Annotated in this window: 18 protein-coding genes; 9 read left to right on the top strand and 9 right to left on the bottom strand. The window is 71.3% G+C overall.

The window, feature by feature from the left end:
• Positions 1-17 precede the first annotated feature (17 nt).
• Positions 18-1,751, bottom strand: coding sequence for a chitinase (locus KY5_RS40970; protein ID WP_324965831.1), 1,734 nt, complete (start codon positions 1,749-1,751; stop codon positions 18-20).
• 550 nt (positions 1,752-2,301) lie between these two features.
• Here KY5_RS40970 and KY5_RS40965 point away from each other — a divergent pair.
• The 5 genes from KY5_RS40965 to KY5_RS40945 all read left to right on the top strand — a co-directional run bounded on the left by KY5_RS40965 (position 2,302) and on the right by KY5_RS40945 (position 8,768).
• Complete coding sequence (locus tag KY5_RS40965) at positions 2,302-3,774, top strand: xanthine dehydrogenase small subunit (protein WP_098246944.1); 1,473 nt, start codon at positions 2,302-2,304, stop codon at positions 3,772-3,774.
• On the top strand, positions 3,771-6,221 hold the full coding sequence (gene xdhB, locus KY5_RS40960; RefSeq protein WP_234363125.1) for a xanthine dehydrogenase molybdopterin binding subunit: 2,451 nt from the start codon (positions 3,771-3,773) through the stop codon (positions 6,219-6,221). The genes KY5_RS40965 and xdhB overlap by 4 nt, the downstream gene beginning before the upstream one ends.
• Before the next feature lies 1 nt (position 6,222).
• Entirely contained in the window at positions 6,223-7,119 is an 897-nt protein-coding gene (gene xdhC / locus KY5_RS40955) for a xanthine dehydrogenase accessory protein XdhC (protein WP_098246943.1), read from the top strand.
• Positions 7,120-7,185: 66 nt separating this feature from the next.
• Positions 7,186-7,983, top strand: coding sequence for a GntR family transcriptional regulator (locus KY5_RS40950; protein WP_098246942.1), 798 nt, complete (start codon positions 7,186-7,188; stop codon positions 7,981-7,983).
• The gene (locus KY5_RS40945) at positions 7,980-8,768 is read left to right on the top strand and encodes a sulfite exporter TauE/SafE family protein (RefSeq protein ID WP_098246941.1); all 789 of its coding nucleotides are present in this window, start codon (positions 7,980-7,982) and stop codon (positions 8,766-8,768) included. Before KY5_RS40950 ends, KY5_RS40945 begins: the two co-directional genes overlap by 4 nt.
• Before the next feature lie 27 nt (positions 8,769-8,795).
• Here KY5_RS40945 and KY5_RS40940 read toward each other — a convergent pair whose 3' ends face one another.
• Positions 8,796-12,203, bottom strand: a complete 3,408-nt coding sequence (locus tag KY5_RS40940; RefSeq protein ID WP_234363124.1) for a molybdopterin-dependent oxidoreductase — start codon at positions 12,201-12,203, stop codon at positions 8,796-8,798.
• Between the two features lie 308 nt (positions 12,204-12,511).
• Between KY5_RS40940 and KY5_RS40935 the strand changes: the two genes are divergently transcribed.
• Complete coding sequence (locus tag KY5_RS40935; RefSeq protein ID WP_098246940.1) at positions 12,512-13,495, top strand: TIGR01777 family oxidoreductase; 984 nt, start codon at positions 12,512-12,514, stop codon at positions 13,493-13,495.
• A 34-nt stretch (positions 13,496-13,529) separates the two neighbouring features.
• On the opposite strand, the gene KY5_RS40930 is transcribed toward KY5_RS40935, so the two are convergent.
• The 3 genes from KY5_RS40930 to KY5_RS40920 form a co-directional block, all read right to left on the bottom strand.
• The gene (locus KY5_RS40930; protein WP_098246939.1) at positions 13,530-14,582 is read right to left on the bottom strand and encodes an NAD(P)/FAD-dependent oxidoreductase; all 1,053 of its coding nucleotides are present in this window, start codon (positions 14,580-14,582) and stop codon (positions 13,530-13,532) included.
• An 85-nt stretch (positions 14,583-14,667) separates the two neighbouring features.
• Entirely contained in the window at positions 14,668-15,033 is a 366-nt protein-coding gene (locus KY5_RS40925; RefSeq protein WP_098247833.1) for a darcynin family protein, read from the bottom strand.
• Positions 15,034-15,105: 72 nt separating this feature from the next.
• Positions 15,106-15,999 carry an NAD(P)H-binding protein gene (locus tag KY5_RS40920; RefSeq protein ID WP_098246938.1) on the bottom strand — a complete coding sequence of 298 codons (894 nt, stop codon included), beginning with the start codon at positions 15,997-15,999 and terminating at the stop codon, positions 15,106-15,108.
• Between the two features lie 113 nt (positions 16,000-16,112).
• Between KY5_RS40920 and KY5_RS40915 the strand changes: the two genes are divergently transcribed.
• Complete coding sequence (locus KY5_RS40915; protein WP_098246937.1) at positions 16,113-17,090, top strand: LysR family transcriptional regulator; 978 nt, start codon at positions 16,113-16,115, stop codon at positions 17,088-17,090.
• Here KY5_RS40915 and KY5_RS40910 read toward each other — a convergent pair.
• Positions 17,081-17,683 (bottom strand): TetR/AcrR family transcriptional regulator, encoded by a 603-nt coding sequence (locus KY5_RS40910; RefSeq protein WP_098246936.1) that lies wholly within the window; start codon positions 17,681-17,683, stop codon positions 17,081-17,083. The genes KY5_RS40915 and KY5_RS40910 overlap by 10 nt on opposite strands.
• A gap of 115 nt (positions 17,684-17,798) precedes the next feature.
• On the opposite strand from KY5_RS40910, the gene KY5_RS40905 reads away from it, so the two are divergent.
• Both KY5_RS40905 and KY5_RS40900 read left to right on the top strand, forming a co-directional pair.
• Positions 17,799-18,488 carry a nitroreductase gene (locus KY5_RS40905; protein ID WP_098246935.1) on the top strand — a complete coding sequence of 230 codons (690 nt, stop codon included), beginning with the start codon at positions 17,799-17,801 and terminating at the stop codon, positions 18,486-18,488.
• Positions 18,489-18,818: 330 nt separating this feature from the next.
• Complete coding sequence (locus KY5_RS40900) at positions 18,819-20,087, top strand: DoxX family protein (RefSeq protein WP_098246934.1); 1,269 nt, start codon at positions 18,819-18,821, stop codon at positions 20,085-20,087.
• Positions 20,088-20,201: 114 nt separating this feature from the next.
• Here KY5_RS40900 and KY5_RS40895 read toward each other — a convergent pair whose 3' ends face one another.
• The 3 genes from KY5_RS40895 to KY5_RS40885 form a co-directional block, all read right to left on the bottom strand.
• The gene (locus KY5_RS40895; RefSeq protein ID WP_098246933.1) at positions 20,202-20,807 is read right to left on the bottom strand and encodes an HAAS signaling domain-containing protein; all 606 of its coding nucleotides are present in this window, start codon (positions 20,805-20,807) and stop codon (positions 20,202-20,204) included.
• Positions 20,804-21,178, bottom strand: coding sequence for a PadR family transcriptional regulator (locus tag KY5_RS40890; RefSeq protein ID WP_098246932.1), 375 nt, complete (start codon positions 21,176-21,178; stop codon positions 20,804-20,806). The genes KY5_RS40895 and KY5_RS40890 overlap by 4 nt, the downstream gene beginning before the upstream one ends.
• A 127-nt stretch (positions 21,179-21,305) precedes the next feature.
• Complete coding sequence (locus KY5_RS40885) at positions 21,306-22,169, bottom strand: helix-turn-helix domain-containing protein (protein ID WP_159072733.1); 864 nt, start codon at positions 22,167-22,169, stop codon at positions 21,306-21,308.
• Positions 22,170-22,200: the final 31 nt, after the last annotated feature.

Below are 22,200 nucleotides of genomic sequence, written 5' to 3'. Positions count from 1 at the left end.
CCTCGTCAGACCGTTCGCTACGGAAGGCTATGCACCTTCGGGCCGACGGAGTTCGACCACGTGCTGCCCGCTGTCGCGTCCCAGTTCGTGGACCACGTCATCGCGCCGCGCAGGGACGGGTACGTCTTCGACGGCTTGAAGGAGCCGCAGCCGGTGCCGCGGGTCAGGCAGTCGAGGGCGTTGTTCACGACCGAGGGGGCCACGTAGCCGCTGCCCGCGGCGCGAGTCGACGCCGGGACGCCGATGCCGACCTGGGAGGGGTCGAGGCCGCCCTCCAGCTGGATGCAGGCGAGCGAGGTGAGGAAGTCCACGCTGCCCTGGCTGTAGACCTTGCCGTCGCAGCCCAGCATCGAACCGCTGTTGTAGTACTGCATGTTGACGACCGTGAGGATGTCCTTGACGTTCAGCGCCGTCTGGAAGTAGCCACCGGAGGTGGACTGCATGTCGATGGTCTGCGGTGCCATCGTGAGTACCAGCTTCGAGCCCGCCTTCGCGGCGAGCTGGCGCAGCGCCTTGGTCATGTAGGTGGGGTTGAGGCCGTTCTCCAGGTCGATGTCGACGCCGTCGAAGCCGTACTCCTGCATCAGCGCGTAGGCACTGTTCGCGAAGGCCGTCGCGGAGGCGTCGCTGTTGACCGAGATGGTGCCCTTCTCGCCGCCGACCGAGAGGATCACGGACTTGCCCGCCGCGTGCTTCGCGGCGATGTCCGCCTTGAAGTCGGCGGTGGAGGGGTAGCCGACGGCCGGGTCCAGGTTGAAGGTGATCTGCCCCGGTGTGGTGGTGGCGTCGGCGAAGGAGACGGCGATGATGTCGTACTGCGACGACACGTCCCGCAGCTTCTGCACGGTCGCGCCGTTGTTGAAGTTCTGCCAGTAACCGGTCAGCGCGTGCTTGGGCACGGTGCCGCCGTCCCCGCCACCGCCCTTCCCGGTCCGCGCGGACACCGCCGTCGACTTGGCGGACTCACCCGCCGCGTTGGACGCGCTCACCTGGAAGCTGTACGTGGTCTCCGGCGTGAGGCCGGTGATCGTCGTGGCGGCGCCGCTGGAGGAGGCGACCTTCGTGCCGTCGCGGTAGACGGTGTACCCGGTGGCCGTGGACACCGGGGTCCAGGACAGGTCCACCGACGTGGACGTCGTCGTGCCCGCCGCGAGTCCGGTCGGCACGGCCGGGATCTCCACCGGGTCGGTGCCGCCGCCCCCGTCGGGACCGAGGACGCTCACGTCGTCCACGTAGTACGCGCTCTGCCCGTACCAGCCGTGCGTGTACACGGTGACCGACGTGGTGTTCGCGCCGGTGGTGAAGCTGGTGGAGAGCTGCTGCCAGGCGGAGGTGCCCGGCGTCCAGGTCGACACGTCGGTGGTTCCGGTGCCCCGGGCACCGAGGTAGGCGTAGCTGCCCTGCACCCAACTGCTCAGCTTGTACGTCGAGTTGGGCTTGACCTTGACGATCTGGGAACACTCGGCGGTGTCCTGGCCCGCCGGGGTGGCCTTGAGTGCCTTCGTGCCGCCGTGCACGGGGGACGTGACGGCGGCGCCGCTGTTCGCGGTGCAGGTCCAGTTGCTCAGGTCCGACTCGAACCCGGCGTTCTTGGCGACGTTGACGTCCGCTTGGGCGGCCGCCGCTTCGACGTCCGCCGACTGCGCGGGAGCGGCGAGCCCGGTGACGGCGAGCGCGGCCGCCGCACCGACGGCCAGCGCCGCGCCGAATCTCCGGCGAACGCCGGGTCTGCCCTGACGTACACGGTCCACGGGGAGCCTCCAGGAAGAGGTGAAGGGCGGATGTGAACGACGGTGGCCACCGCTGCTGTGCGCATAGTTGGTCCAGACCAATCGAGTTGTCAAGACCTCTGGAGGGACGAACCCGTCCGATCCCTTGACCTGCGTGGCCCCGGCCACTACTTTTCGGTAGTCGCCGACCCATGACCAGCGAAAGGAGGCGACCAGCGGATGTACACCAGCTCTGATCTCGGTCGCCTCGCCCAGTGCACGGCCTGGGTTCCTGGTCGGATCGCGCACGGCTGCTGAATACGTACGGGTGCTGAGCACGCCGTTCCGATGTGCCTGGCCGCACACGTTTGTGCCGTAGTGGCACATTCCGGGGCTTCCCGCCCCTTTTTCTCTTCTCTCCTCTTCCGGTCTCTTCTCTTCCGGTACGCCGCTGTCGCGTGCCGTTTCGCGCCCGCTTCTTCGGCCGCGTCGGCCCCTGCCCCTTCGGTCCGGCGCGTCCGCACACAGAAAGCTCCCTGACATTGGCAAACATGACGCACCGACCGAACGCGCGCCGCAGCGGAATCCCGTCATGACGGCGGCACGGATCACGGTCAACGGGACCGAAACACCGATCGCACCGGCCGCGCCGCACGCCACGGTGCTGGACTTCCTGCGCGGGCGCGGCCTCACCGGCACGAAGGAGGGCTGCGCCGAGGGTGAGTGCGGCGCCTGCTCGGTCCTGGTGGCCCGCCCCGGGGTGGACAAGCCCACCGACTGGGTGGCGGTCAACTCCTGCCTGGTTCCGGTCGCGGCGCTCGACGGGCAGGAGGTCGTCACGTCCGAGGGCCTCGCCACCGTCGACCGGCCCGGCTCGCCGCCTTCCCTGCATCCGGTGCAGGAGGAGATGGCCGTACGCGGCGGCTCCCAATGCGGTTACTGCACACCGGGATTCGTCTGCAGCATGGCCGCCGAGTACTACCGGCCCGGCCGCTGCGCGCACACGGATCCGGCCGACTCCACGGGGTCGACCGATGCTGAGCACGGTCCGAACGGTTTCGATCTGCACGCGTTGAGCGGCAACCTCTGCCGCTGCACCGGCTATCGCCCGATCCGCGACGCCGCGTTCGCCGTCGGCATGCCCACCGACGAGGATCCTCTGGCACAGCGTCGCGAGCAGTCCCCGCCCGCGCCGGTCGCCACCGAGTACACCCGGGACGACAGCACGTTCCTGCGCAAGAACACTCTCGCCGAAACGCTGGAGTTGCTGCGCGAGCGGCCCAACGCCGTCGTGGTCGCCGGGTCCACGGACTGGGGCGTGGAGGTCAACATCCGCTCGCGACGCGCGCGTTGCGTGCTCGCCGTCGACCGGCTGCCCGAACTGCGGGGGCTGCGTGTGGAGTCCGACTCCATCGAGATCGGGGCGGCGCTGACGCTCACCGAGATCGAGCGCCGCCTCGACGGCAGCGTCCCGCTCCTCGCGGAGCTCTTCCCGCAGTTCGCCTCCCGGCTCATCCGCAACGGCGCGACCCTCGGCGGCAATCTGGGCACCGGCTCGCCCATCGGTGACACTCCCCCGGTGCTCCTGGCCCTGGAGGCGTCGGTCGTGCTCGCCGACGCCGACGGTGAGCGCGAGGTCCCGCTCGCGGAGTACTTCACCGGATACCGGCAGAGCGTGCGCCGTCCCGGCGAACTGATCCGCGCGGTGCGCTTCCCCCTGCCGTTGTCGCGGGTCACGGCCTTCCACAAGATCGCCAAGCGCCGCTTCGACGACATCTCCAGCGTGGCGGTCGCGCTCGCGCTCGACATCGAGGACGGGATCGTACGCAAGGCGCGGATCGGCCTGGGCGGCGTGGCCGCGACCCCGATCCGCGCCCTCGCCACCGAGGCCGTCCTGGAAGGCGAGCCGTGGTCGGCGCAGACTGTGGAGAACGCGGCCCGGGTGCTGCGGGGCGAGGGCACGCCGATGGACGATCATCGCGCGAGCGCCCTGTACCGATCCGCGATGCTCGGCCAGAGCCTGCGGAAACTGCACGTACGGACCACCGAGGCGGTGTCGTCATGAGTCAGCTGTCCCAGCGCCCCGAGAAGCCGGTCGTCGGTGTCTCGATGCCGCACGAGAGTGCCACCCTGCACGTCACCGGCGCCGCGCTCTACACCGACGACCTGGTCGCCCGCACCAAGGACGTGCTGCACGCCTACCCGGTCCAGGTGATGCGGGCCCACGGCCGGATCACCGCGCTGCGCACCGAGCCCGCGCTCGCCGTACCCGGTGTGGTCCGCGTGCTGACCGGTGCCGACGTGCCCGGCGTCAACGACGCGGGGATGAAGCACGACGAGCCGCTGTTCCCCGACGAGGTCATGTTCCACGGCCACGCGGTCGCCTGGGTGCTCGGCGAGACCCTGGAGGCCGCCCGGCTCGGTGCGGCGGCCGTGGAGGTGGAGCTCGACGAGCTGCCCTCACTGATCACGTTGCAGGACGCGATGGCGGCCGACAGCTTCCACGGGGCGAGGCCCGTGATGCTGAGCGGTGATGTCGACGCCGGACTCGCCGACTCCGCGCACGTGTTCACCGGCGAGATCCACTTCTCCGACCAGGAACACTTCTACCTGGAGACGCACGCGGCGCTCGCCCACATCGACGAGAGCGGCCAGGTGTTCGTGCAGAGCAGCACCCAACACCCCTCGGAGACCCAGGAGATCGTCGCCCACGTCCTTGGTCTGCACAGTCACGAGGTGACCGTGCAGTGCCTGCGGATGGGCGGCGGTTTCGGGGGCAAGGAGATGCAGCCGCACGGCTTCGCGGCCGTCGCGGCGCTCGGTGCCAGGCTCACCGGACGCCCGGTCCGGCTGCGCCTCAACCGGACCCAGGACCTGACCATGTCCGGCAAGCGGCACGGGTTCCACGCCGAGTGGCGGATCGGCTTCGACGCCGACGGACGCATCCGGGCCCTGGACGCCACGCTGACCGCGGACGGCGGCTGGAGCCTGGATCTGTCCGAGCCGGTGGTGGCCCGCGCCCTGTGCCACATCGACAACACCTACTGGATTCCCAACGCCCGCGTCACCGGCCGCATCGCCAGGACCAACAAGGTGTCCAACACCGCCTTCCGCGGCTTCGGCGGCCCGCAGGGCATGCTGGTGATCGAGGACATCATGGGCCGGTGCGCGCCCCTGCTCGGCCTCGACCCGATGGAGCTGCGGGAGCGGAACTTCTACCAGCGGGGCCAGTCGACGCCGTACGGCCAGCAGGTCGTCCAGCCCGAGCGGATCGCCGCCGTCTGGCAGCAGGTCAAGGAGAACGGCGGCGTCGCCGAGCGCCGGCGGGAGATCGCCGCGTTCAACTCCGCGCATCCGCACACCAAGCGGGCGCTCGCGGTCACCGGCCTCAAGTTCGGCATCTCCTTCAACCTCACCGCCTTCAACCAGGGCGGCGCGCTCGTCCTGATCTACAAGGACGGCTCGGTCCTGATCAACCACGGCGGCACCGAGATGGGGCAGGGTCTGCACACCAAGATGCTGCAGGTGGCCGCGACCACCCTGGGCATCCCGCTGCACAAGGTGCGCCTCGCCCCGACACGGACCGACAAGGTGCCCAACACCTCCGCCACCGCCGCGAGCGCCGGCGCGGACCTCAACGGCGCGGCGGTGAAGAACGCCTGCGAGCAGCTGCGCGAGCGGCTCCTGCAGGTGGCCGCCACCCAACTGGGGTCGAGCGCCTCGGACGTACGCATCGTCGAGGGCGTCGCGCGCGCCCTGGGCAACGACACCGAGCTGGCCTGGGACGACCTGGTGCGCACCGCGTACTTCCAGCGGGTTCAGCTGTCGGCGGCCGGGTTCTACCGGACGGAGGGGCTGCACTGGGACGCGAAGACGTTCCGGGGTACGCCGTTCAAGTACTTCGCCCACGGCGCCGCGGCGGCCGAGGTGGAGGTGGATGGCTTCACGGGCGCGTACCGCATCCGGCGCGTTGACATCGTGCACGACGTCGGCGACAGCCTGTCCCCGCTGATCGACATCGGTCAGGTCGAGGGCGGCTTCGTGCAGGGCGCGGGCTGGCTGACCCTGGAGGACCTGCGCTGGGACGCCGGTGACGGTGCGGGCCGAGGGCGTCTGCTCACCCAGGCCGCGAGCACGTACAAGCTGCCGAGCTTCTCGGAGATGCCCGAGGAGTTCCACGTCACGCTGCTGGAGAACGCCTCGGAAGAGGGCGCGGTGTACGGGTCCAAGGCGGTCGGCGAGCCCCCGCTGATGCTGGCGTTCTCGGTGCGCGAAGCGTTGCGGCAGGCCGCCGCGGCGTTCGGGCCGAGCGGTGTCGCCGTCGACCTGGCCTCGCCCGCGACGCCGGAGGCGGTGTTCTGGGCGGTGCAGGCCGCGCGTGAGGGCGACGCCTCATCGAACGGTCACGCACGCGAGGGAGTTGCCGCGGTCAGCCCCTCCGGCAACGGGCTGCGCGGGCCTGCTGTGGACGGTACGGCGCACCCCGGCGCGGAAGCGTTGAGCGGTGCCTGACATGACGTGGGTCGCCGCGGTCGCGCGGTTGCGGGCACGCCGGGAGCCCGGCGTCCTGGTGACCGTCGCGACCGTGCGCGGCCATGCGCCGCGCGAGGCCGGTGCGAAGCTCGTCGTGGGGCTCAGCGAGACGTGGGGCTCGATCGGCGGCGGCAACGTCGAGGCCGTCGCGATCGACCGGGCCCGGGAGATGATCGGCGCGGCCGAGCCGGAGCCGGAGCTGCTCGACTTCGCCCTCAACGACAAAGTGACCAACCGTCATGGAGTGCAGTGCTGCGGCGGCACGGTGTCGGTGCTGCTCGAACCGCTGCCGGTGGTACGGGCGGTCGCGGTCTTCGGCGTCGGGCACGTCGGTCTCGAACTGGCGCGCATCCTCGCCCGTCAGGACCTCGACCTCCATCTGATCGACAGCCGCTCCGAGATGCTCGCCGAGAAGCGGCTCGACGTGCTGGCGGACGCGGTGGCGCAGGTCCACACGCATCACACGCCACTGCTGCCCGAGGAGGTTCTCGACCAGCTGCCGCACGGCACCCACGTCCTGATCATGACCCATGACCACGCCGAGGACGCCGCTCTCTGCGACGCCGCCTTGCGCACCACGCGACTCGGCTCGATCGGGCTGATCGGGTCGGCGGCCAAGTGGGGGCGGTTCCGCAAGCGCCTCGCCACCGAGGGCGGTCATGACGAGGCCACCATCAACCGGATCAAGACCCCGATCGGGCTTGCCGCCATCACCGGGAAGGATCCCGCCACCATCGCCGTGAGCGTCGCCGCCGATCTGCTGCGCGCCTTCGCGTCCGAGGGGAACGACCCTGGCGTTGCCGCCCCGCGCTTGGACGTTCCGCCAGGTCAGGCGTTTTCGCAGGTCACATCGGGTGGCGTAACTCCGGCGAAATGATGGGGCAGTAGCGTCGCCGCCGAATCCGGGGCCGGTCACGGCCCGCGACGAGGAGGCGGTGGAGCCATGGGCCAGGAGGCGACCGGGGGCGACGTGGGGTGGGGCGGCGCGGGAGAACCGCCACGGGCGACCGGCACGTCCTCAGACTCGCGTGCGCAGCGCGCCCGCAGGCTCGCCGACCTGCTGCGCCAGCAGATCATCGGCGGCGCCTTCGAGGACGGCCGACTGCCCGAGGAGCACGCGCTGGCCCGGAGCCTGGACGGCTCGCGCAACGCGGTCCGCGCGGCACTCGACCTCCTGCGGGCCGAGGGACTGATCACCCGACGGCGCGGGGTGGGCACCCGCGTGGTGACCGCGAAGTACGGCCATGGACTCGACCGTCTCACCGGCCTCGCCGAGACGCTGAACGGCTACGGCGCGGTCCGCAACGAGGTGCGCGTCGCGCGCCTCGTGCCCGCGCCTCCCCGCTCCGCGCTCGAACGCCTTCGCCTGCCCGACACCAGCCCGGCCGTCCACCTGGAGCGGCTGCGACGGCTCGACGGCGAACCGCTCTCGGTCGATACGACATGGCTCGCCCCGGACATCGGAACGCCCCTGCTGGAGCGCGATCTCGCCGGGCGCGACGTGTTCGACCTCATCGAGGAGGTCATCGGCGGTCCTCTGGGCTACGCCGACGTCACCGTGCACGCCATCACCGCCGACCGTGACTCGGCCGACCTGCTCGGCATCCGGGACGGCGCGCCGCTCTTCGCCATCGACCGGCTCACGCACCTGCCCGACGGGCGCCCGGTCGACGCCGAGTCACTGCGCGTCCGCGCCGACCGGTTGACGCTGAGCACGTCCCTGCACCGGGGGCCCCGATGAACGCGGCCTTTCAGGTGGACACGTCCACGGCGGTTCTCCTGGCCCTCTTCGGCCTGGCGGGCGGCATCGGCATCACCGCGGTCGGGCCCGGCGGCGTGCTGCCCACCATCGGCATGTTCCTGTTCACCGGCCTGTCCCCCGCCACCGTGGCCGGTACCGCCATCGCCACGCACGTCGCGACCGGGGCCCTGGGCACCGCCGCGTACGTACGCTCCGGCCAACTCCGCGACCCGGCGACCCGGCGCGCCGCTCTCCTCCTCTGCGCCACGGCCCTGGTGGGCACGCCCCTGGGGGTCCTGCTCAACAGAGCGGTCGAGGGCCGGGCGTTCGGCGTGCTGCTCGCCGCGGCGGTGACCGTCACCGCGCTCCTGACGTGGATCCGCGAGCGGCGTGTCCGGCGTGCCGGGGACGACGGGACCGCACCCGTGCGGCTGCCCGCCCGACTCGCCGCGCCGCTGGGCCTGGTGGTCTCGACCGCCGCGGGGCTCTTCGGGCTCGGCGGCCCGATGCTCTCCGTTCCCCTCCTCATCCTGTGCGGGCTCCCCGTCCTGCCCGCGCTCGCCGTGGCACAGGCCCAGTCCGTGGTGATCGCCTCGCTCGGTACGGTCGGTTATCTGCTCGGCGGCGACGTGAACTGGCCGCTGGCCGCGCTCATCGGTGTGCCCGAACTGATCGGCGTACTCATCGGCTGGAAGATCGCCCGTCGCGTGCCCGCACAGCGGCTCAAGACGGCCTTGATCGCCATGCTCCTGCTGGTGGCCCCTTACCTGGCGTTCCACTCCTGACCGGCGTCAGGCATCGCGTATCCGGTATCAGGCGTCCAGGACGAGGTCGGAGGCCGGGACCGACTGGCAGGTCAGGACGGTCTCCTCCGGCAGGTCGTCAGGTACGCGCACGAGCGAGGTGGCCCGGCCGGTGAGCACGGTGCAGGCGCAGCTCTCGCACTGTCCGACGCGGCATCCGCTCGGCAGGGACACACCCGCGCGTTCGCCGAGTTCGAGCAGGCTGCCGTCCGTCGTACGCCAGGTGACGGAGCGTCCGGAACGGGCGAAGCGCACCGCGAACTCGGCGTCGTCCGGGACATCGACCTCCCGGGGTGCGGAGCGGAAGCGCTCGCTGAAGATCTCGAAGCGCGGTACACCGCGGGCCCGCAGCCCCTCGGTGAGCGCGTCGAGCATCGGCAGCGGTCCGCACAGGTAGAAGCGGGCGCGGCGGGCGATCAGTTCGGGGTCGATGTCATCGGCGGTGATGAAGCCGCGGCGTTCGTGGTCCCGGCCGAGTACGTCGTCCGCGCCGGGGGCGGTGTAGTGGTCGATGATCCTCAACGCCCTTACCCGACCCCGCAGTTCGTGCAGGCGGGTACGGAAGGGGTGATCGGCGGAGTTGGTGTTGCCGTGGTGCAGGACCACCTCGGGGACCGTGCCTCCGCTCGCGGCGAGCGTCTCCAGATAGCTCATGAAGGGGGTGACGCCGATGCCTCCCGCGAGCAGCACCACGGGGGTGGCGGTGTCCGAGGGGATGCGGAAGGTGCCGCCCGGCGCGGACAGGTGCAGTCGGCTGCCGGCCCTCAGTTCCTCGTGGACGTACGTGGAGAAGGATCCGTCGGGGACATGCCGGACGGCCAGGTCGTAGGAGGTACGGGCGGGTGCGGTCGCCGGGCCGGTGAGCGAGTAGCTGCGGCCGAGCGAGGGATGCCGTGCCGCGCCGGAGGCGTCCTCGGCGTGCACCGTCACGTGCTGGCCCGGCCGGTAGTCCGGCAGCGGTCCGCCGTCGGCGGGCTCCAGACGCAGGGTGCGTACGCCGCTTCCCTCGGCGCCCACGGCGGTGACCGTGAAGGGGCGGGTGCCGCTCCAGGTGCCGTCGGAGGGCAGTGGCCGGATCTCGCACACCGAGGCGCGCAGCGGCACCGAACCGCTCAGCGGGTCGCTTCCCTCATAGCCGATCAGACGGTTGAGGTTGCTGCCCTCCCCGCTCACCGGGTCCGCGCCGGGCAGGGCCAGGTCGGGGGCGTCCTGCCACCAGCCGTACTCGCTGACCACCACCGACGGGTGCAGCGAGCCGTCGAAGCGGGCCCGCAGGCGGATGCCGCCGAGGCGCGTGGACAGTTCCACCCACTGTCCCTCGCTGATGCCTCGCGCCGCCGCCGCCTCGGGGCTCATGTCCACGCAGGGGTCGGGCGAGCGGCGGCGCAGCGTGGTGAGGGACCGGTGCTGGCTGTGGACGAAGTGGCCGTGCTTGGCGCAGGTGAGGACGAGCGGGAAGGCCGCGTCGGGCTCGACCGGCGAACGGTGCTCGGGGACGGCCGGGTGGCCGTGTTCCCACAGGCGCTCCGAGTAGAGCTCGACCCTGCGGGTGGGCGTGCCGAAACCGGCCACGGCCTCGCCGCCGGGCGCCGCGGGCTCGCCCGTGCGCCGGGCGTACTTCCGCAACGCGCGGGGGCGCGGCACCCGCACCCCGCCCGGCCTCCCGCGCAACTCGCCCACGGTCAGGCCGAGCGGCTCCAACTGCCAGTTCCAGGCGGCCTCGACGTCACCGCCGAAGAACTCCTCGCCCATCCCCAGGCGGCACGCCAGGTCGAAGACGACCTCGGTGTCGGAGCGTGACGTGCCGACCGGTTCCGTCAGGCGCGGCCGCAACTGGGTGTGCTCCTGGGCCCGGTGGTCGATCTCGAAGCCGAAGCGCAGTGCCTCGTGCTCGTAGGCGCTGTTCACCGGCAGCACGATGTCCGCGGTGGTGCTGGTCGGGTTGGCGAACAGGTCCAGGTGCACCTGGAACTCGAGGGAGCGCAGTGCCCGTGCGACGCGGTCGGAGTCGGGCTGCGCCACCACGAGGTTGGAGCCGAATCCGATCAACGCCCTCACCGCGTACGGCTCTTGGGTCTCGATGGCGCGGCACAGGTCGCCCGCGTTGACGTAGCCGGAGGCAGGCGGGCCGAGCGGGTGCTTGTCGATACCGAGCGCCTTGGCGCGCTGCTCGGGCGCGAGCTGGCCGGCCCAGGTGGCCGGGTTGTAGGGCGGCGGGGGCACCAGGTGGTTGCCGCCTTCCGTGTCGTAGGACCCGGTCAAGGCGTACAGCGTGGCCAGCGCGCGCTCGGTCTGGGCGGCGTTGGCGCTCTGGCCGACGCCGGTCCAGCCGTAGTACGTCACCGAGCGGGCGGCGCCGATCTCCTCGGCGAGCGCCCGGATCTCCGGCTCGGGGATCCATGTCGTGTGCGCGACGCGCTCGGCGGGCCACTCGGCGCAGGCCCGCGCGTACCTTTCGAAGGCGGGTTCGCAGAGCACGGAGCCGCGCAGGGTGCGCACGCGGTGGGCGCCGCGGAGCGCGAACCGTTCGGGCGACCGGGCCGCCGCGTGGGTGTCGTAGGCCCGTGGCCCGTCGTCCGCCTCGTCCCAGACGACGAACCCCTGGGTCTCGGCGGCCAGTTCGTCGGCCCGCAGGAAGCGTCCGTTGTCGCGGCGCACCAGCAGGGGGCCGTTAGTCCACGTGCGCACGAACTCCTCGTCGTACGAACCGTTCTCGATCAGGAGGTGGGCGAGGCCGAGGGCGAGTGCGGCGTCCGTGCCCGGCCTCACGCGCAGCCAGTGGTCGGCGCGCAGCGCGCTGGTGGACCGGCGCGGGTCGACGACGGCGAGCCGCATGCCGCGCGCCTGTGCGGCGGAGACGGCGGCGGACTGGGAGAGCCAGGTCTTGGCCGGGTTGAAGCCCCACAGCAGGGCGAGGTCGGCGTGCGCGTAGTCCGGCGGGGGAAGCGGGGTGCCGAAGGTGAAGGCGTGCGCGAAGTCCTTGTGCCAGTTGCAGATCTCGGCGCTGTACACCGTGTTCGGGCTGCCGAAGAGGCGGATGAACCGTTCGATCCACTCGGTCGCGTCGGACACCATGGTGCCGCTCGGGGTGGCCACCGCGAAGGCGACCGCCTCGGGGCCGCTCTCCGCCGCGATCTCGCGCATCCGCTCGGCGATCTCGTCGAGCGCCTCGTCCCAGGAGATGGGCCGCCAGCCCGGGTCGGGGTGCGACTTGGGGTTCGTGCGCCGCAGGGGCGTCGTCAGCCGCCGCGTGCTGTGTGCGATCTCGGGCGCCGACTTCCCTTTTGGGCACATCGCCGCGCCGGTCGGATGCTCCGGATCGGGCCGTACGTCGGTGATGCGGCCGTCCGTCACGGTGTAGATGGCCCCGCACCGCGACTTGCACAGGGTGCAGAAGCTGCGCCTCTCCTCGATCACGGCGGGGACCTCCGAACACGGGCCGGTGTCATCACTGCTCCACCCACCATGGAACACCCGCCCGCACTCCCGATCGGGCGGCCGATGGTCCCCGATCGGGGCGCGCAAGTCCTGTCCCGGCCGGTGCGGAGGGCCCGGGCCTGGGCGCTTGCGGCGAGCTGGCCGGGTCCGTCAAGGCCGATTGCGGAGGAAGCAGCCCTGCCAGTGCGGGAGGGCGCTCAGGATCCGGTGACGTGCGCAGGAGGCCACCGCGCGAGCGCATACGTTACCCACGGGCCTACGGTACGACGACAGCGGAGAGGAACCCGATGAAGATCGTGATACCCGGAGGAACCGGTCAGGTGGGTGCGGTCCTGAACCGCGCTCTGACCGCCGCGGGCCATGAGGTCGTGGTACTCACCAGACGGCCGCAAGGTGAACGCGAAATCCGCTGGGACGGCAGGACCACGGGACCGTGGGTGGAGACGCTGGACGGCAGCGACGTCGTGATCAACCTGGCCGGACGCAGCGTCAGTTGCCGCTACACGGCGACGAACCTGCGGGCCATGATGGACTCGCGCGTCCACTCCGCCGAGGTGGTGGGCGAGGCGATCGCAGCCGCCTCCCGGCCTCCTCGCATCTGGCTTCAGATGAGTACGGCCACCATCTACGCCCACCGCTTCGACGCGCCCCACGACGAGGCGACCGGCGTGATCGGCGGTGGAGAACCCGGTGTGCCGGGCTACTGGGCCTACAGCGTCGAGATAGCCAAGAACTGGGAGCAGGCACAGGAGCGGGCCGAAACCCCGCACACGCGCAAGGTCGCCCTGCGATCCGCCATGGTCATGAGCCCCGACCCCGGCGGCGTCTTCGACGTCCTGCTGCGACTGGCACGGCTCGGGCTCGGCGGCCCTGTCGCGGGTGGCGCGCAGTACGTGTCCTGGATCCACGCCGCCGACTTCGTCCGTGCGGTCGAGTTCCTGATCGACCGGGACGACATCGCGGGTCCGGTGAATCTCGCCGCACCCGAGCCCCTGCCGCACCGCGCGTTCATGCGCGCGCTGCGCACCGCGTGGGGCGTCCCTGTGGGCCTGCCCGCGACCAAGTGGATGGCCGAGCTCGGCGCGTTCGCGCTGCGCTCGGACACCGAGCTGCTCCTGAAGAGCCGTCGCGTGGTCCCCGGCCGACTGCGCGAGGCGGGCTTCGCCTTCGACCACGCCGACTGGCCGGAGGCCGCCGACGACCTCGTACGGCGCGTACGCGGTGAACGCGGTTCTCGGCGGGCGGGGCGTGGGCGTCGGCCGGCTGCGTGAACCGGCCGTACGACTCGGTGCGCGCCGGGACACCTCACGCCGCACTCGGCCCGACGCGCGGGCGGCAACGCCGTAGCTCGGGGGACGGCCTGCCCGTCACGAGTTCTTCCGCGACGAGCCGTCCGGCCGTGGGCGCCAGGGTGATGGCGGAGTGCATGACGGCGACGTAGAGGGATCGATCGGGTGTCGCGTAGCCGATGAGGGGGCCGGGCGCGGGCATGGGGCGGCTGCTGGTGCGGTAGTCCAGCAAGCGGCACTGGTCGCTTCCGTGGAAGGCCCTCTTCAGGCGTTGTAGTGCGGCTTGCGCGGTCTGCTCCATCGGTGTCGCGCCGCCTTCGCCCGGGCCCACGGGCAGCAGGAGTTCGCCGTCCCTGCTCTCTCGGACCTCCAGACCTGGGCTGTCCACGATGGTCTTGACCAGGCCGGGCGGTGCCGACACCCGCACCAGGGTGGCCGGGGATGCGGCGATGGGGAGGTCGATGGCCAGCGGCTGGCAGAGTCCTGGGACGTTGGTCCCGGCCGTGAGGACGACGGTGGTGGCGGTGTGGAGTCCTCTCGACGACACCACTCCCCCGACGCGCCCGTCGACCAGGTGCAAGGACGTGACGGCGGTTTCGCGGAGGACGGTTGCTCCGTGGGCCTCCGCGGCGGACACCAATGCCCGGGTCAAGGCCCTGGGGTCGACGCCCGCGTCGCTCGGGGTGTGGACGGCCCGGTCGGGTGGGTCGCGCAGGTTCGGTTCCAGGCAGGCGATGTCACCGCGCCCGACGCGCGTCTGGCCGGGTCGCAGCCGTGCGTCGTCAGGCGGTGCGGCGGCCCACGACAGGGAGCCGGTCCTGCGGAGGGTGACCTGGGGCAGTTCGGCCTCGAGGCGTCGGTAGTCCGCCACGACGTACTCACGCAGGTCCAGCGCGCCGCCGGGCCACTCGCCCACCGAGCCTCCGATCCAGGCGAAGGAGGCTCCCGTGACTCCGGCGGCCGCCGTGGGTTCTTGCTCGAACAAAGTGACCGGGACGCCACGGCGTGCCAGGTGGTAGGCCACGGAGGAGCCGACGATGCCCGCACCCACGACGACGACGTCTGACATGAGGTCCCTCCGATGAGCCGTGCCGCCACCCTCTGGCCGCGACCAGCCAGAGGGTAGTGGGCCCGTCGCACGGCTGCGCGGATTATCAGGTGGTGATGGTGGCGACGGGTGCGAGGCCGTAGGTGCGGGCGTAGCCGTTCTCGGTGCCGACCAGGAGGTCGATGACCTCGAAGTAGCGGTCCCAGAACGGGGTTTCGCGCAGTGCGTCGATGAGGAGCTGGTAGGCGCGGTGGTCATCGGCTTCCCACACCCAGACGTCGGTGACGCGCGCGGAGTAGAACTCCGTGTCGTAGAAGCGCGATCGGACGCCGGTGGTCTTGGCCTCGATCACCGGCAGGACCTGGGTGGTGAAGACGTGCACGCGTTCCTGGACGGTCAGGGCGAGCCACTCGGGTGTGGTCTTGACCAGGATGAATGCCGTGACCGGCGGTTCGGTCTCGTCAGCGGACATGAGGGTGCCTTCCATGTGGCGGGTGGTCTTGGTGCGCCGGGCTCTCCGTGTTCCGGCGCCGGGTGCTGAACTTCAGGCGAGGACCGCGGGCTTGAGGGTCCGGGCGCACCACTGCTCGAAGGTGGTGCTCCCCGTGGTGTCCGGGGTGCGGGTGACTCCGGCGTCGAGCCCCTCGTCCTTGGCCCGCTTCATGTCGACGACGCCCTGGACGAACGCCTCGTTGAGGCCGTAGCCGAGGAGGGTGGTGTACAGCTCGTCGAGCGGCTGGCGTGCGTAGCGGACGGGGCGGCCGAGCTGTTCCGTCATGATGCGGGCCAGGTCGTTGGGGGACAGATCCTGCGGCCCGAGGACCGGGACGCTGTCGGTGCCGGTCCACGAGCGGTCCAGGAGCAGGTCGGCGGCGGCCGCCGCGATGTCGGCGACGGCGACGAAGGGCGCCTTGCGGTCGGCGTCAGCGGCGTCGGTGAAGACGCCCTGCTCGCGGATCGACGCGGCCTCCTCCAGGAGGTTCTCGAAGAAGGACGGGTTGGCGAGGGCCCGGTAGGCGACACCGGAATCGGCGATGAGGTCGTCCGCGGCGAGGGTGGCGGTGACGAGACCGGCCCGGTCGGCGAGCGGGGTGCCTCGGCCGAGCGCGGAGACGCCGACGACGTGGCCGACTCCGTGGGCGGCGAGCGCCTTGACGGCGGGACGGGTGAAGCCGCTGTAGGCGTCGTGCGGAGTGCGGGAGGCGTCCGGCGGGACGAGCCAGAAGACGGCGTCCGCGCCCTCGAAGGCCCGGTCGAGGACCTCGGCCTCCGCGTGCGAGCCGGTGACCACGTCGACGCGGCCGTGCGCCGCGTCGGGAAGCCGGGCGGGATCGCGCACGATCACGCGCAGTTCCTCGCCCGCGGCGGGGGCGGCCGCCAGGAGCCGGGTGAGCAGGTGACGGCCGATGTTCCCGGTGGGAGCGGTAATGACAATCAAGGAAACCTCGCAGGTCGTGCCGGTTCGGTACGTCCCTCATCCTGCGGAGGAGCCCCGTGCTGCCACAATGGGAACTTCGGCACGGAATCATTGACTGAAATGGAATAACGCTGGTGAGCAGCACGGATCCCGTCATCGACGCCAATCTCGCCATCGCGCTCGACGCCCTGCTGGCCGAGCACAGCGTGACGCGCGCCGCCGCGCGCCTGCACACCTCGCCCGCCGCCATGAGCCGGACCCTCGCCCGGCTGCGTCGCATCCTTCAGGACCCGCTTCTGGTCCGGGCGGGACAGACCATGGTCCCGACTCCTCGCGCCCTGGCCCTGCGGGAGGAGGCCGCCACGGTCGTACGCAGCCTCGGCGCGCTGCTCAGCCCCGGCGCGAGCGTCGACCCCGCCGGCCTCCGCAGCACCTTCACCCTTCAGGCCGCCGACGTGGTCGGCGCGGCACTGGCCCCCGAGTTGCTGCGGCTCGCCCGGCGGGAGGCGCCGGGGGTCTCGTTCCGGATCCGGGCGGAGGAACTGGAGGCCGGGCCCGCGCTGCGTGACGGCCGGATCGACCTGGAGATCGGGTCCATCGATCACGTGGACCCCGAAACCCAGGTCGAGGAGCTGGTCGGTCTCCGCATGGTGGCGGCCGTGCGGCCCGGCCATCCGCTCGCCGAAGGGCCGCTGACGCCCGCCCGGTTCGCGGCCGCCGAACACGTGACGGTCAGCCGCCGCGGCCGGTTCACCGGCCCCCTCGACACCGCCCTGTCCGAACACGACCTCCATCGGCGGGTCAGCGTCGTCCTCCCCAGCCACCTGGCCGCGATGACCCTCGCCGCCCGCAGCGACGTCGTCTGCCTCGTACCCGCCGCGCTTCCCGGGGCCGCACCCTCACCCCTCACCCGTGACGCCGAAACTCTCGGGCTGCGTCTCCTCGACATCCCCCTGGAGCTGCCACCGCTGACCATCGGCATGGCCTGGCACCCCCGGCACACGGCCGACGGGGCCCACCGTTGGCTCCGCGACACCGTCCGCCGCGCCCTGCGTGCACCGGCAGCGGCAGCGGCTCCTGAGGTCGGCGCGGAGCGCGACGGTCAACGGTGAGCCGCGCCGCCCGGCAGCGCGTTGTCCAGGAGGATCTCCGCCGCCGCCCTGGCATGCCGTCCGTAGTCCGCGTCGCCGAGCACCATGGCGCGGCTCGCTGCCCCATCGGCGAGGGTGACCAGTTGCTCGGCGAGTGCGGCGGGCTCGCGGCAGCCGAGTTCCGTCACCAGTGCGGTCACCAGCCGCGCCATCAGCAGTTTCTGTTCGCGGGCGTAGGAGTGCACCTCACTGTCCGGGTCGGGGAACTCCGCGGCGGCGTCGATGAACGGGCATCCTCGCACGGGAGTTGAGCCCGGCGCGGTCTCGCTGAACAGCCCGAGGATCCGTTCGCGCGCGGGGACGTCCTCGCGGGTCAGCGCGCTTTCCAGGGTGTGCCCGGTCGAGGCGAGGTCTTGCAGGTGGGCGATGACCAGGTCGTTCTTGGTCCGGAAGTGCGCGTAGAGGGTGCGCTTGGACACCGGCGCCTCGTCGGCGACCTGCTCCATGCCCGTCGCGTTGATCCCTTGGGCGGCGAAGAGGCGGGCGGCGGCGGTCAGGATGCGTTCGCGTCCCCCGCGCCCCTGTCGTCGTGACGTCTCAGGCACCGTACTCATGACGGAAGTATACGCACTCGTTTACTTAAGGGCGGATGGCTTGCTAGGGTTCCTCGCAGGTAAACGGTCCCGTTTACCTATCTCGTTTACCTACGAATCGTCGAGGAGTGCTTCTGTGAGCCCAGCGATTTCCACCGAACTGAGCGACTACGCCGAGAAGTTGATACGCGGACGGCACGCGACACGGGCGTTCCGCTCGGAAGCGGTGCCCGAGGAGACCTTGCGCGCGATCTTCGCGCTGGCAGGTGCCGCGCCGTCCAACTCCAACGCGCAGCCCTGGCGCGTCGAGGTCACCAGCGGGGCGAGGCACCGACGCCTGGCCCGCGCCCTCCAGGCGGCCCACGCCGAACAGCGCACCTCGGTCGACTTCCCCTACTCCGAGGGCATGTACGCACCCGTCCACCAGGAGCGGCGGGCGGCGTTCGGCGCCGATCTCTACCGAGCGCTGGACATCGCCCCTGACGACCACGCGGCACGCGCGGCCTACGACGCGCGGAGCCTGCGCTTCTACGACGCGCCGCACGCCGCGTTCCTGTTCGTCACCGGCGACGGCGGGGCGCGCCTGGCCGCCGACGTCGGCGCCTACATGCAGACGCTGCTCCTGGCCATGACCGCGTACGGCGTGGACAGCTGCCCGCAGGGTCTGCTCAGCTTCTACGGCGACACCATCCGCGACGAACTCGGCGTAACGGAAGGCAAGTTGCTCGTCGGTGTCTCCTTCGGCTACGCCGACGCGAGCGCTCCGGTGAACCGGGTCACCACGGAACGGGCCGCCCTCGAAGCGACGACTGCCTTCCACAGCTAGGCGAGCCCGAGGCGTACCTGTACAGCCTCACCCCGAGGCGGTCGGTCCGCTGCCCGGTGGGCTTGAATGGCCCCTCCACGCCTTCGAGTTGCTCCTCATGAACCTCGCGCGCGCCGCGGCCTCGGACGGGTTCCCGCAGTCGGCGTCGGGGAAGGAACAACATCAACTGACCGGCCGGTCAATTTTCAACCACCGAGGCAGGAGGTTGGCATGACGCGATTACTCAGAGCCCCCCGTCCAGTGAGAAATCCTGAAACGTCCGACGAGGAGGGAGACATACCACCACCGAGGTGGAGCCTCCCCACGCGCATCGCGTTCCGTTTCTTCCTGGTGTACGTCGTTCTGTTCTTCCTGTCCGAGTCGCGGATCATGTACGCGCTGGTGGGGGTCTTCGGCAGCGAGCTGCCGGTGGACGCCCAGACCCGGCAGTACCACACCGTTCGCCCGATCGTCACCTGGGTGGCGGAGCACCTCCTTCACGTCGAAGCGCCCCTCATCGAACCGGTGTTGAGCGGCGACCAGGCGTTCTTCTGGGTACTTGCCCTGTGCTGGTTCCTCGCCGCCCTGCTCGTCACGGTGGTGTGGACGGCGCTCGACCGGCAACGGCCGCACCACGAAACGCTCTTCAAGTGGTTCTTCGTCGTGGTCCGGATGTGCCTGGCAGCGCAATTGTTCACTTTTGGATTCGCCAAGGTCTTTCCGCTACAGATGTCGCTGCCGCTGACCAGGCTGGTGGAGCCCTTCGGGGACTTCGGCATGCAGAACGTGCTCTGGACGCAGGTCGGAAGCTCGCAGCCCTACGAGATCCTGCTCGGGTGCGCCGAGGTGACCGCCGGGCTCCTGCTCGTCGTTCCCCGGACCGCCCTCCTGGGCGCGCTCCTGGCCGCGATCGAGATGACGCAGGTGCTCGTCCTGAACTTCACCTACCAGGTGCCCGTGAAGCTCTTCACGTTCCATCTGCTCCTGTTGAGCCTGATCCTGGTGGCTCCGCACGCGATGCGGCTGGCCGCGTTCTTCGTCTCCGACCAAGGCGTCGGACCAGTTGCCCGGCCGCAGTTGTTCCGCACGCGCAGGGCCCTGAGGCTGGCGCTGGCGGGCCAGTTGCTGTTCGGGGGGTGGCTGGCCGCCTCCCAGGTGCACGAGGACTGGAAGCGATGGGACGTCGTCGGGACATCGGGGCCGAAGCCTCCGCTGTACGGCATCTGGAACGTCGTGAAGTTCACCTCGGACGGTCAGGACCGCCCTCCCCTGACGACCGACGTCGAACGCTGGAACCGATTCATCGTCGACACGATGCACCCCTACCAACCGGGCCCCGTGTCCAGCCAGCGCATGGACGGCTCCATCGTCGACTACGCGGCCACCTTCGCCCCCGCCAAGCGCGCGATCATGCTGGCCCGCGTCGGCGACCCCGCCTGGTCCGGCCGACTGACCTTCGCCCGGCCCACGGGGGACAAGCTCACGCTGGACGGCGTCCTGGGCAAGGAGAAGGTGCACATCGAGCTGGAGAAGGTCGACATCGACTCCTTCCCGATCAGCCGGGACGGCACGCGGTGGGTGCAGGACATGCCGTACGCACCACGCCTGCAGCCCCGTTGACCCACTCCTGGCCGACGGGATCGTGAGTCTGTCCGGCTCACACGGTGAAGACGGTGAAGGCGCCGCGACCCGGACGGGGGACGGCGCCTTCACCCACTGCGGCGGACGGTGCGCTCAAGAGGCGCGACGGACCCGCCAGAGCCACGCGGCCGTGCCGACGATCAGGGCGGTCATCGCCAGGTTGGCCACCAGCGCCGGGGCGTCGCCCGACGGGCCGCCGCTGGAGAGGTTCCAGCTCGCGATGACCGCGCTGGGGACGACGGCGGCCAGCAGCACGCCGGTGGTCTTCTGCACGGCGGTCCAGTGCACCGAGGTGCACAGGAGTATCGCGCCGGTGAGGCGGGACAGGAAGCCGATCAACGGCCCGGGCTGGTCGGAGAAGGCCACGACGAAGGGGAGCGACAGGGCGAGCATCAGGAGCGGGACCAGGGGGTGCACCTTGCCGTGCCGGACGGGCGCGGGGACACCGCTCCGGTCCGGGGCCCCGGCCGCCCCGTACCCGTTCCCCGCCTCGGCCAGCGCCGTCGCCGCGATCGTGCGGGGGTCCCCCAGCTCCGCCAGGATCTCGCCGATCGCGGTGTCGGGGCGCTCGGCGCGCGTCACCTCGATGTGTTCGGCGAGGTCGGCGAGGAGTTCCTGACGGCGGTCGGCGGGGAGCACGAAGGTCTCGCGCTCGACGGCGGAGAGGTAGTCGCGTACGGGATCGGCAGAGGTCTTCATGCGGGGTCTCCGGTGGAGGGGGGCGGGGTGGTCAGGAAGGCGTCGACGGCGTCGCGGAAGCCGGGCCAGACGCGGGTGAACTCGTCGAGCGCGGCCCGGCCGCTGTCGGTGAGGGCGTAGTAGCGACGGGGCGGCCCGGCGACGGACTCCTGCCAGGTGGTGGTGACCAGGTCGTCGCGGCGGAGCCGGGAGAGCAGCGGGTAGACCGTGCCCTGGCTGGTGGCCAGGGCACCCGAGTCCTCCAGGGCGTGGAGGAGTTCCACGCCGTAGCGGGGGCGGTCCCGCATCAGGGCGAGCACGCAGTACTCCAGGACGCCCTTGCGCAGTTGGGCCGCGGCCCGGGCCTGCTTGGTCGAATCACCTGGTTCCATGCGATGCAAGATACCTGGTGCGGCAAGTGGGTAGGGAAGGGGGGTGCCCGTCAAGGGAGGCAGTGTTCGAACAGCGCCTCGTACGACGCGTACGGATCGCCCTGGGGCGTGCGGCAGTGGCGGCGGCTCAGGTCTCCCCGCGCGCGGCGCGGTACTGCGTCGGCGACTGCCCCACCGAGCGGCGGAAGCGACGGGAGAAGTACAGCGGATCGCGATAGCCGACCCGCGCCGCCACGTGCGCGACGGGGAAGGAGGAGACCTCCAACAGCTCCCTGGCGGCCGAGATCCGCTGCCGCTCGACGTAGGCCATCACGCCCATGTGGAGGTGCCGGGCGAACAGGTGTGACAGCCGGGACGGTGACACACCTGCCAGAGCGGCCAGCGACCGCACGCTGTGCGGCTGGTCCAGCCGTCCGCTCACGTGTTCAACGACGGTCAGGACCCGGGGGTCGAGCCGGTCACCGTACGGGCGTCGCATGTCGCACCAGAGCAGCGCCTCCTCCACGGCGTTCATCCCGAAGAGCGCCGCGTTGCGCATCCGGCCGTGGTGGAACGTGACGGCCCTGGACAGCGCCGCGGCGACGCGCCCCGCCGGCTCGGGCGACAGGTCGAGCCGCCGGACGCCCGGCGCGACCTGGGGCCAGTCCAGGAGGCCCGCCCAGCTCGGGCGCGGGTGCACATGGACCCACAGGAGCTCCCATCCGTCCGCGCGTGGAGCCGTGCCGTAGTCGTGCGGCGTCCGGGGAGCGAGGGACACGACCGCGTGCCGATCCACCGTCAGGTCCGGGCCTGAGGGCACCCCGAACCGTCCGCTGCCGCCGACGGTGAGGATCAGCAGCCAGTCCGACGTGCCGCGGGGCCGCCTGGTCGCGTAGTCCCCACCCATCGCGAACCGTCCGGGCAGCAGTCGATCGACCTGCGGCGGCTCGGATTCCGGGCCCTGACGACCGCCTGAGCCGTCCGGCCGCGTCACGGCGACAGGATTCTCCATGTCCTCGCCCGCCCTCTCCATTCCGCGTCCC

This window comes from Streptomyces formicae, assembly GCF_002556545.1.
GTDB classification, from domain to species: domain Bacteria; phylum Actinomycetota; class Actinomycetes; order Streptomycetales; family Streptomycetaceae; genus Streptomyces; species Streptomyces formicae_A.
This window is presented reverse-complemented; position numbering and strand designations above follow the sequence as displayed.

Excerpts from the sequence above, each read along its gene's own strand:
- KY5_RS40965 (WP_098246944.1), top strand. The coding sequence starts at position 2,302 with ATGACGGCGGCACGGATCACGGTCAACGGGACCGAAACACCGATCGCA.
- xdhB (WP_234363125.1), top strand. The coding sequence starts at position 3,771 with ATGAGTCAGCTGTCCCAGCGCCCCGAGAAGCCGGTCGTCGGTGTCTCG.
- xdhC (WP_098246943.1), top strand. The coding sequence starts at position 6,223 with ATGACGTGGGTCGCCGCGGTCGCGCGGTTGCGGGCACGCCGGGAGCCC.
- KY5_RS40950 (WP_098246942.1), top strand. The coding sequence starts at position 7,186 with ATGGGCCAGGAGGCGACCGGGGGCGACGTGGGGTGGGGCGGCGCGGGA.
- KY5_RS40945 (WP_098246941.1), top strand. The coding sequence starts at position 7,980 with ATGAACGCGGCCTTTCAGGTGGACACGTCCACGGCGGTTCTCCTGGCC.
- KY5_RS40935 (WP_098246940.1), top strand. The coding sequence starts at position 12,512 with ATGAAGATCGTGATACCCGGAGGAACCGGTCAGGTGGGTGCGGTCCTG.
- KY5_RS40930 (WP_098246939.1), bottom strand. The coding sequence starts at position 14,582 with ATGTCAGACGTCGTCGTCGTGGGTGCGGGCATCGTCGGCTCCTCCGTG.
- KY5_RS40925 (WP_098247833.1), bottom strand. The coding sequence starts at position 15,033 with ATGTCCGCTGACGAGACCGAACCGCCGGTCACGGCATTCATCCTGGTC.
- KY5_RS40910 (WP_098246936.1), bottom strand. The coding sequence starts at position 17,683 with ATGAGTACGGTGCCTGAGACGTCACGACGACAGGGGCGCGGGGGACGC.
- KY5_RS40895 (WP_098246933.1), bottom strand. The coding sequence starts at position 20,807 with ATGAAGACCTCTGCCGATCCCGTACGCGACTACCTCTCCGCCGTCGAG.
- KY5_RS40890 (WP_098246932.1), bottom strand. The coding sequence starts at position 21,178 with ATGGAACCAGGTGATTCGACCAAGCAGGCCCGGGCCGCGGCCCAACTG.
- KY5_RS40885 (WP_159072733.1), bottom strand. The coding sequence starts at position 22,169 with ATGGAGAATCCTGTCGCCGTGACGCGGCCGGACGGCTCAGGCGGTCGT.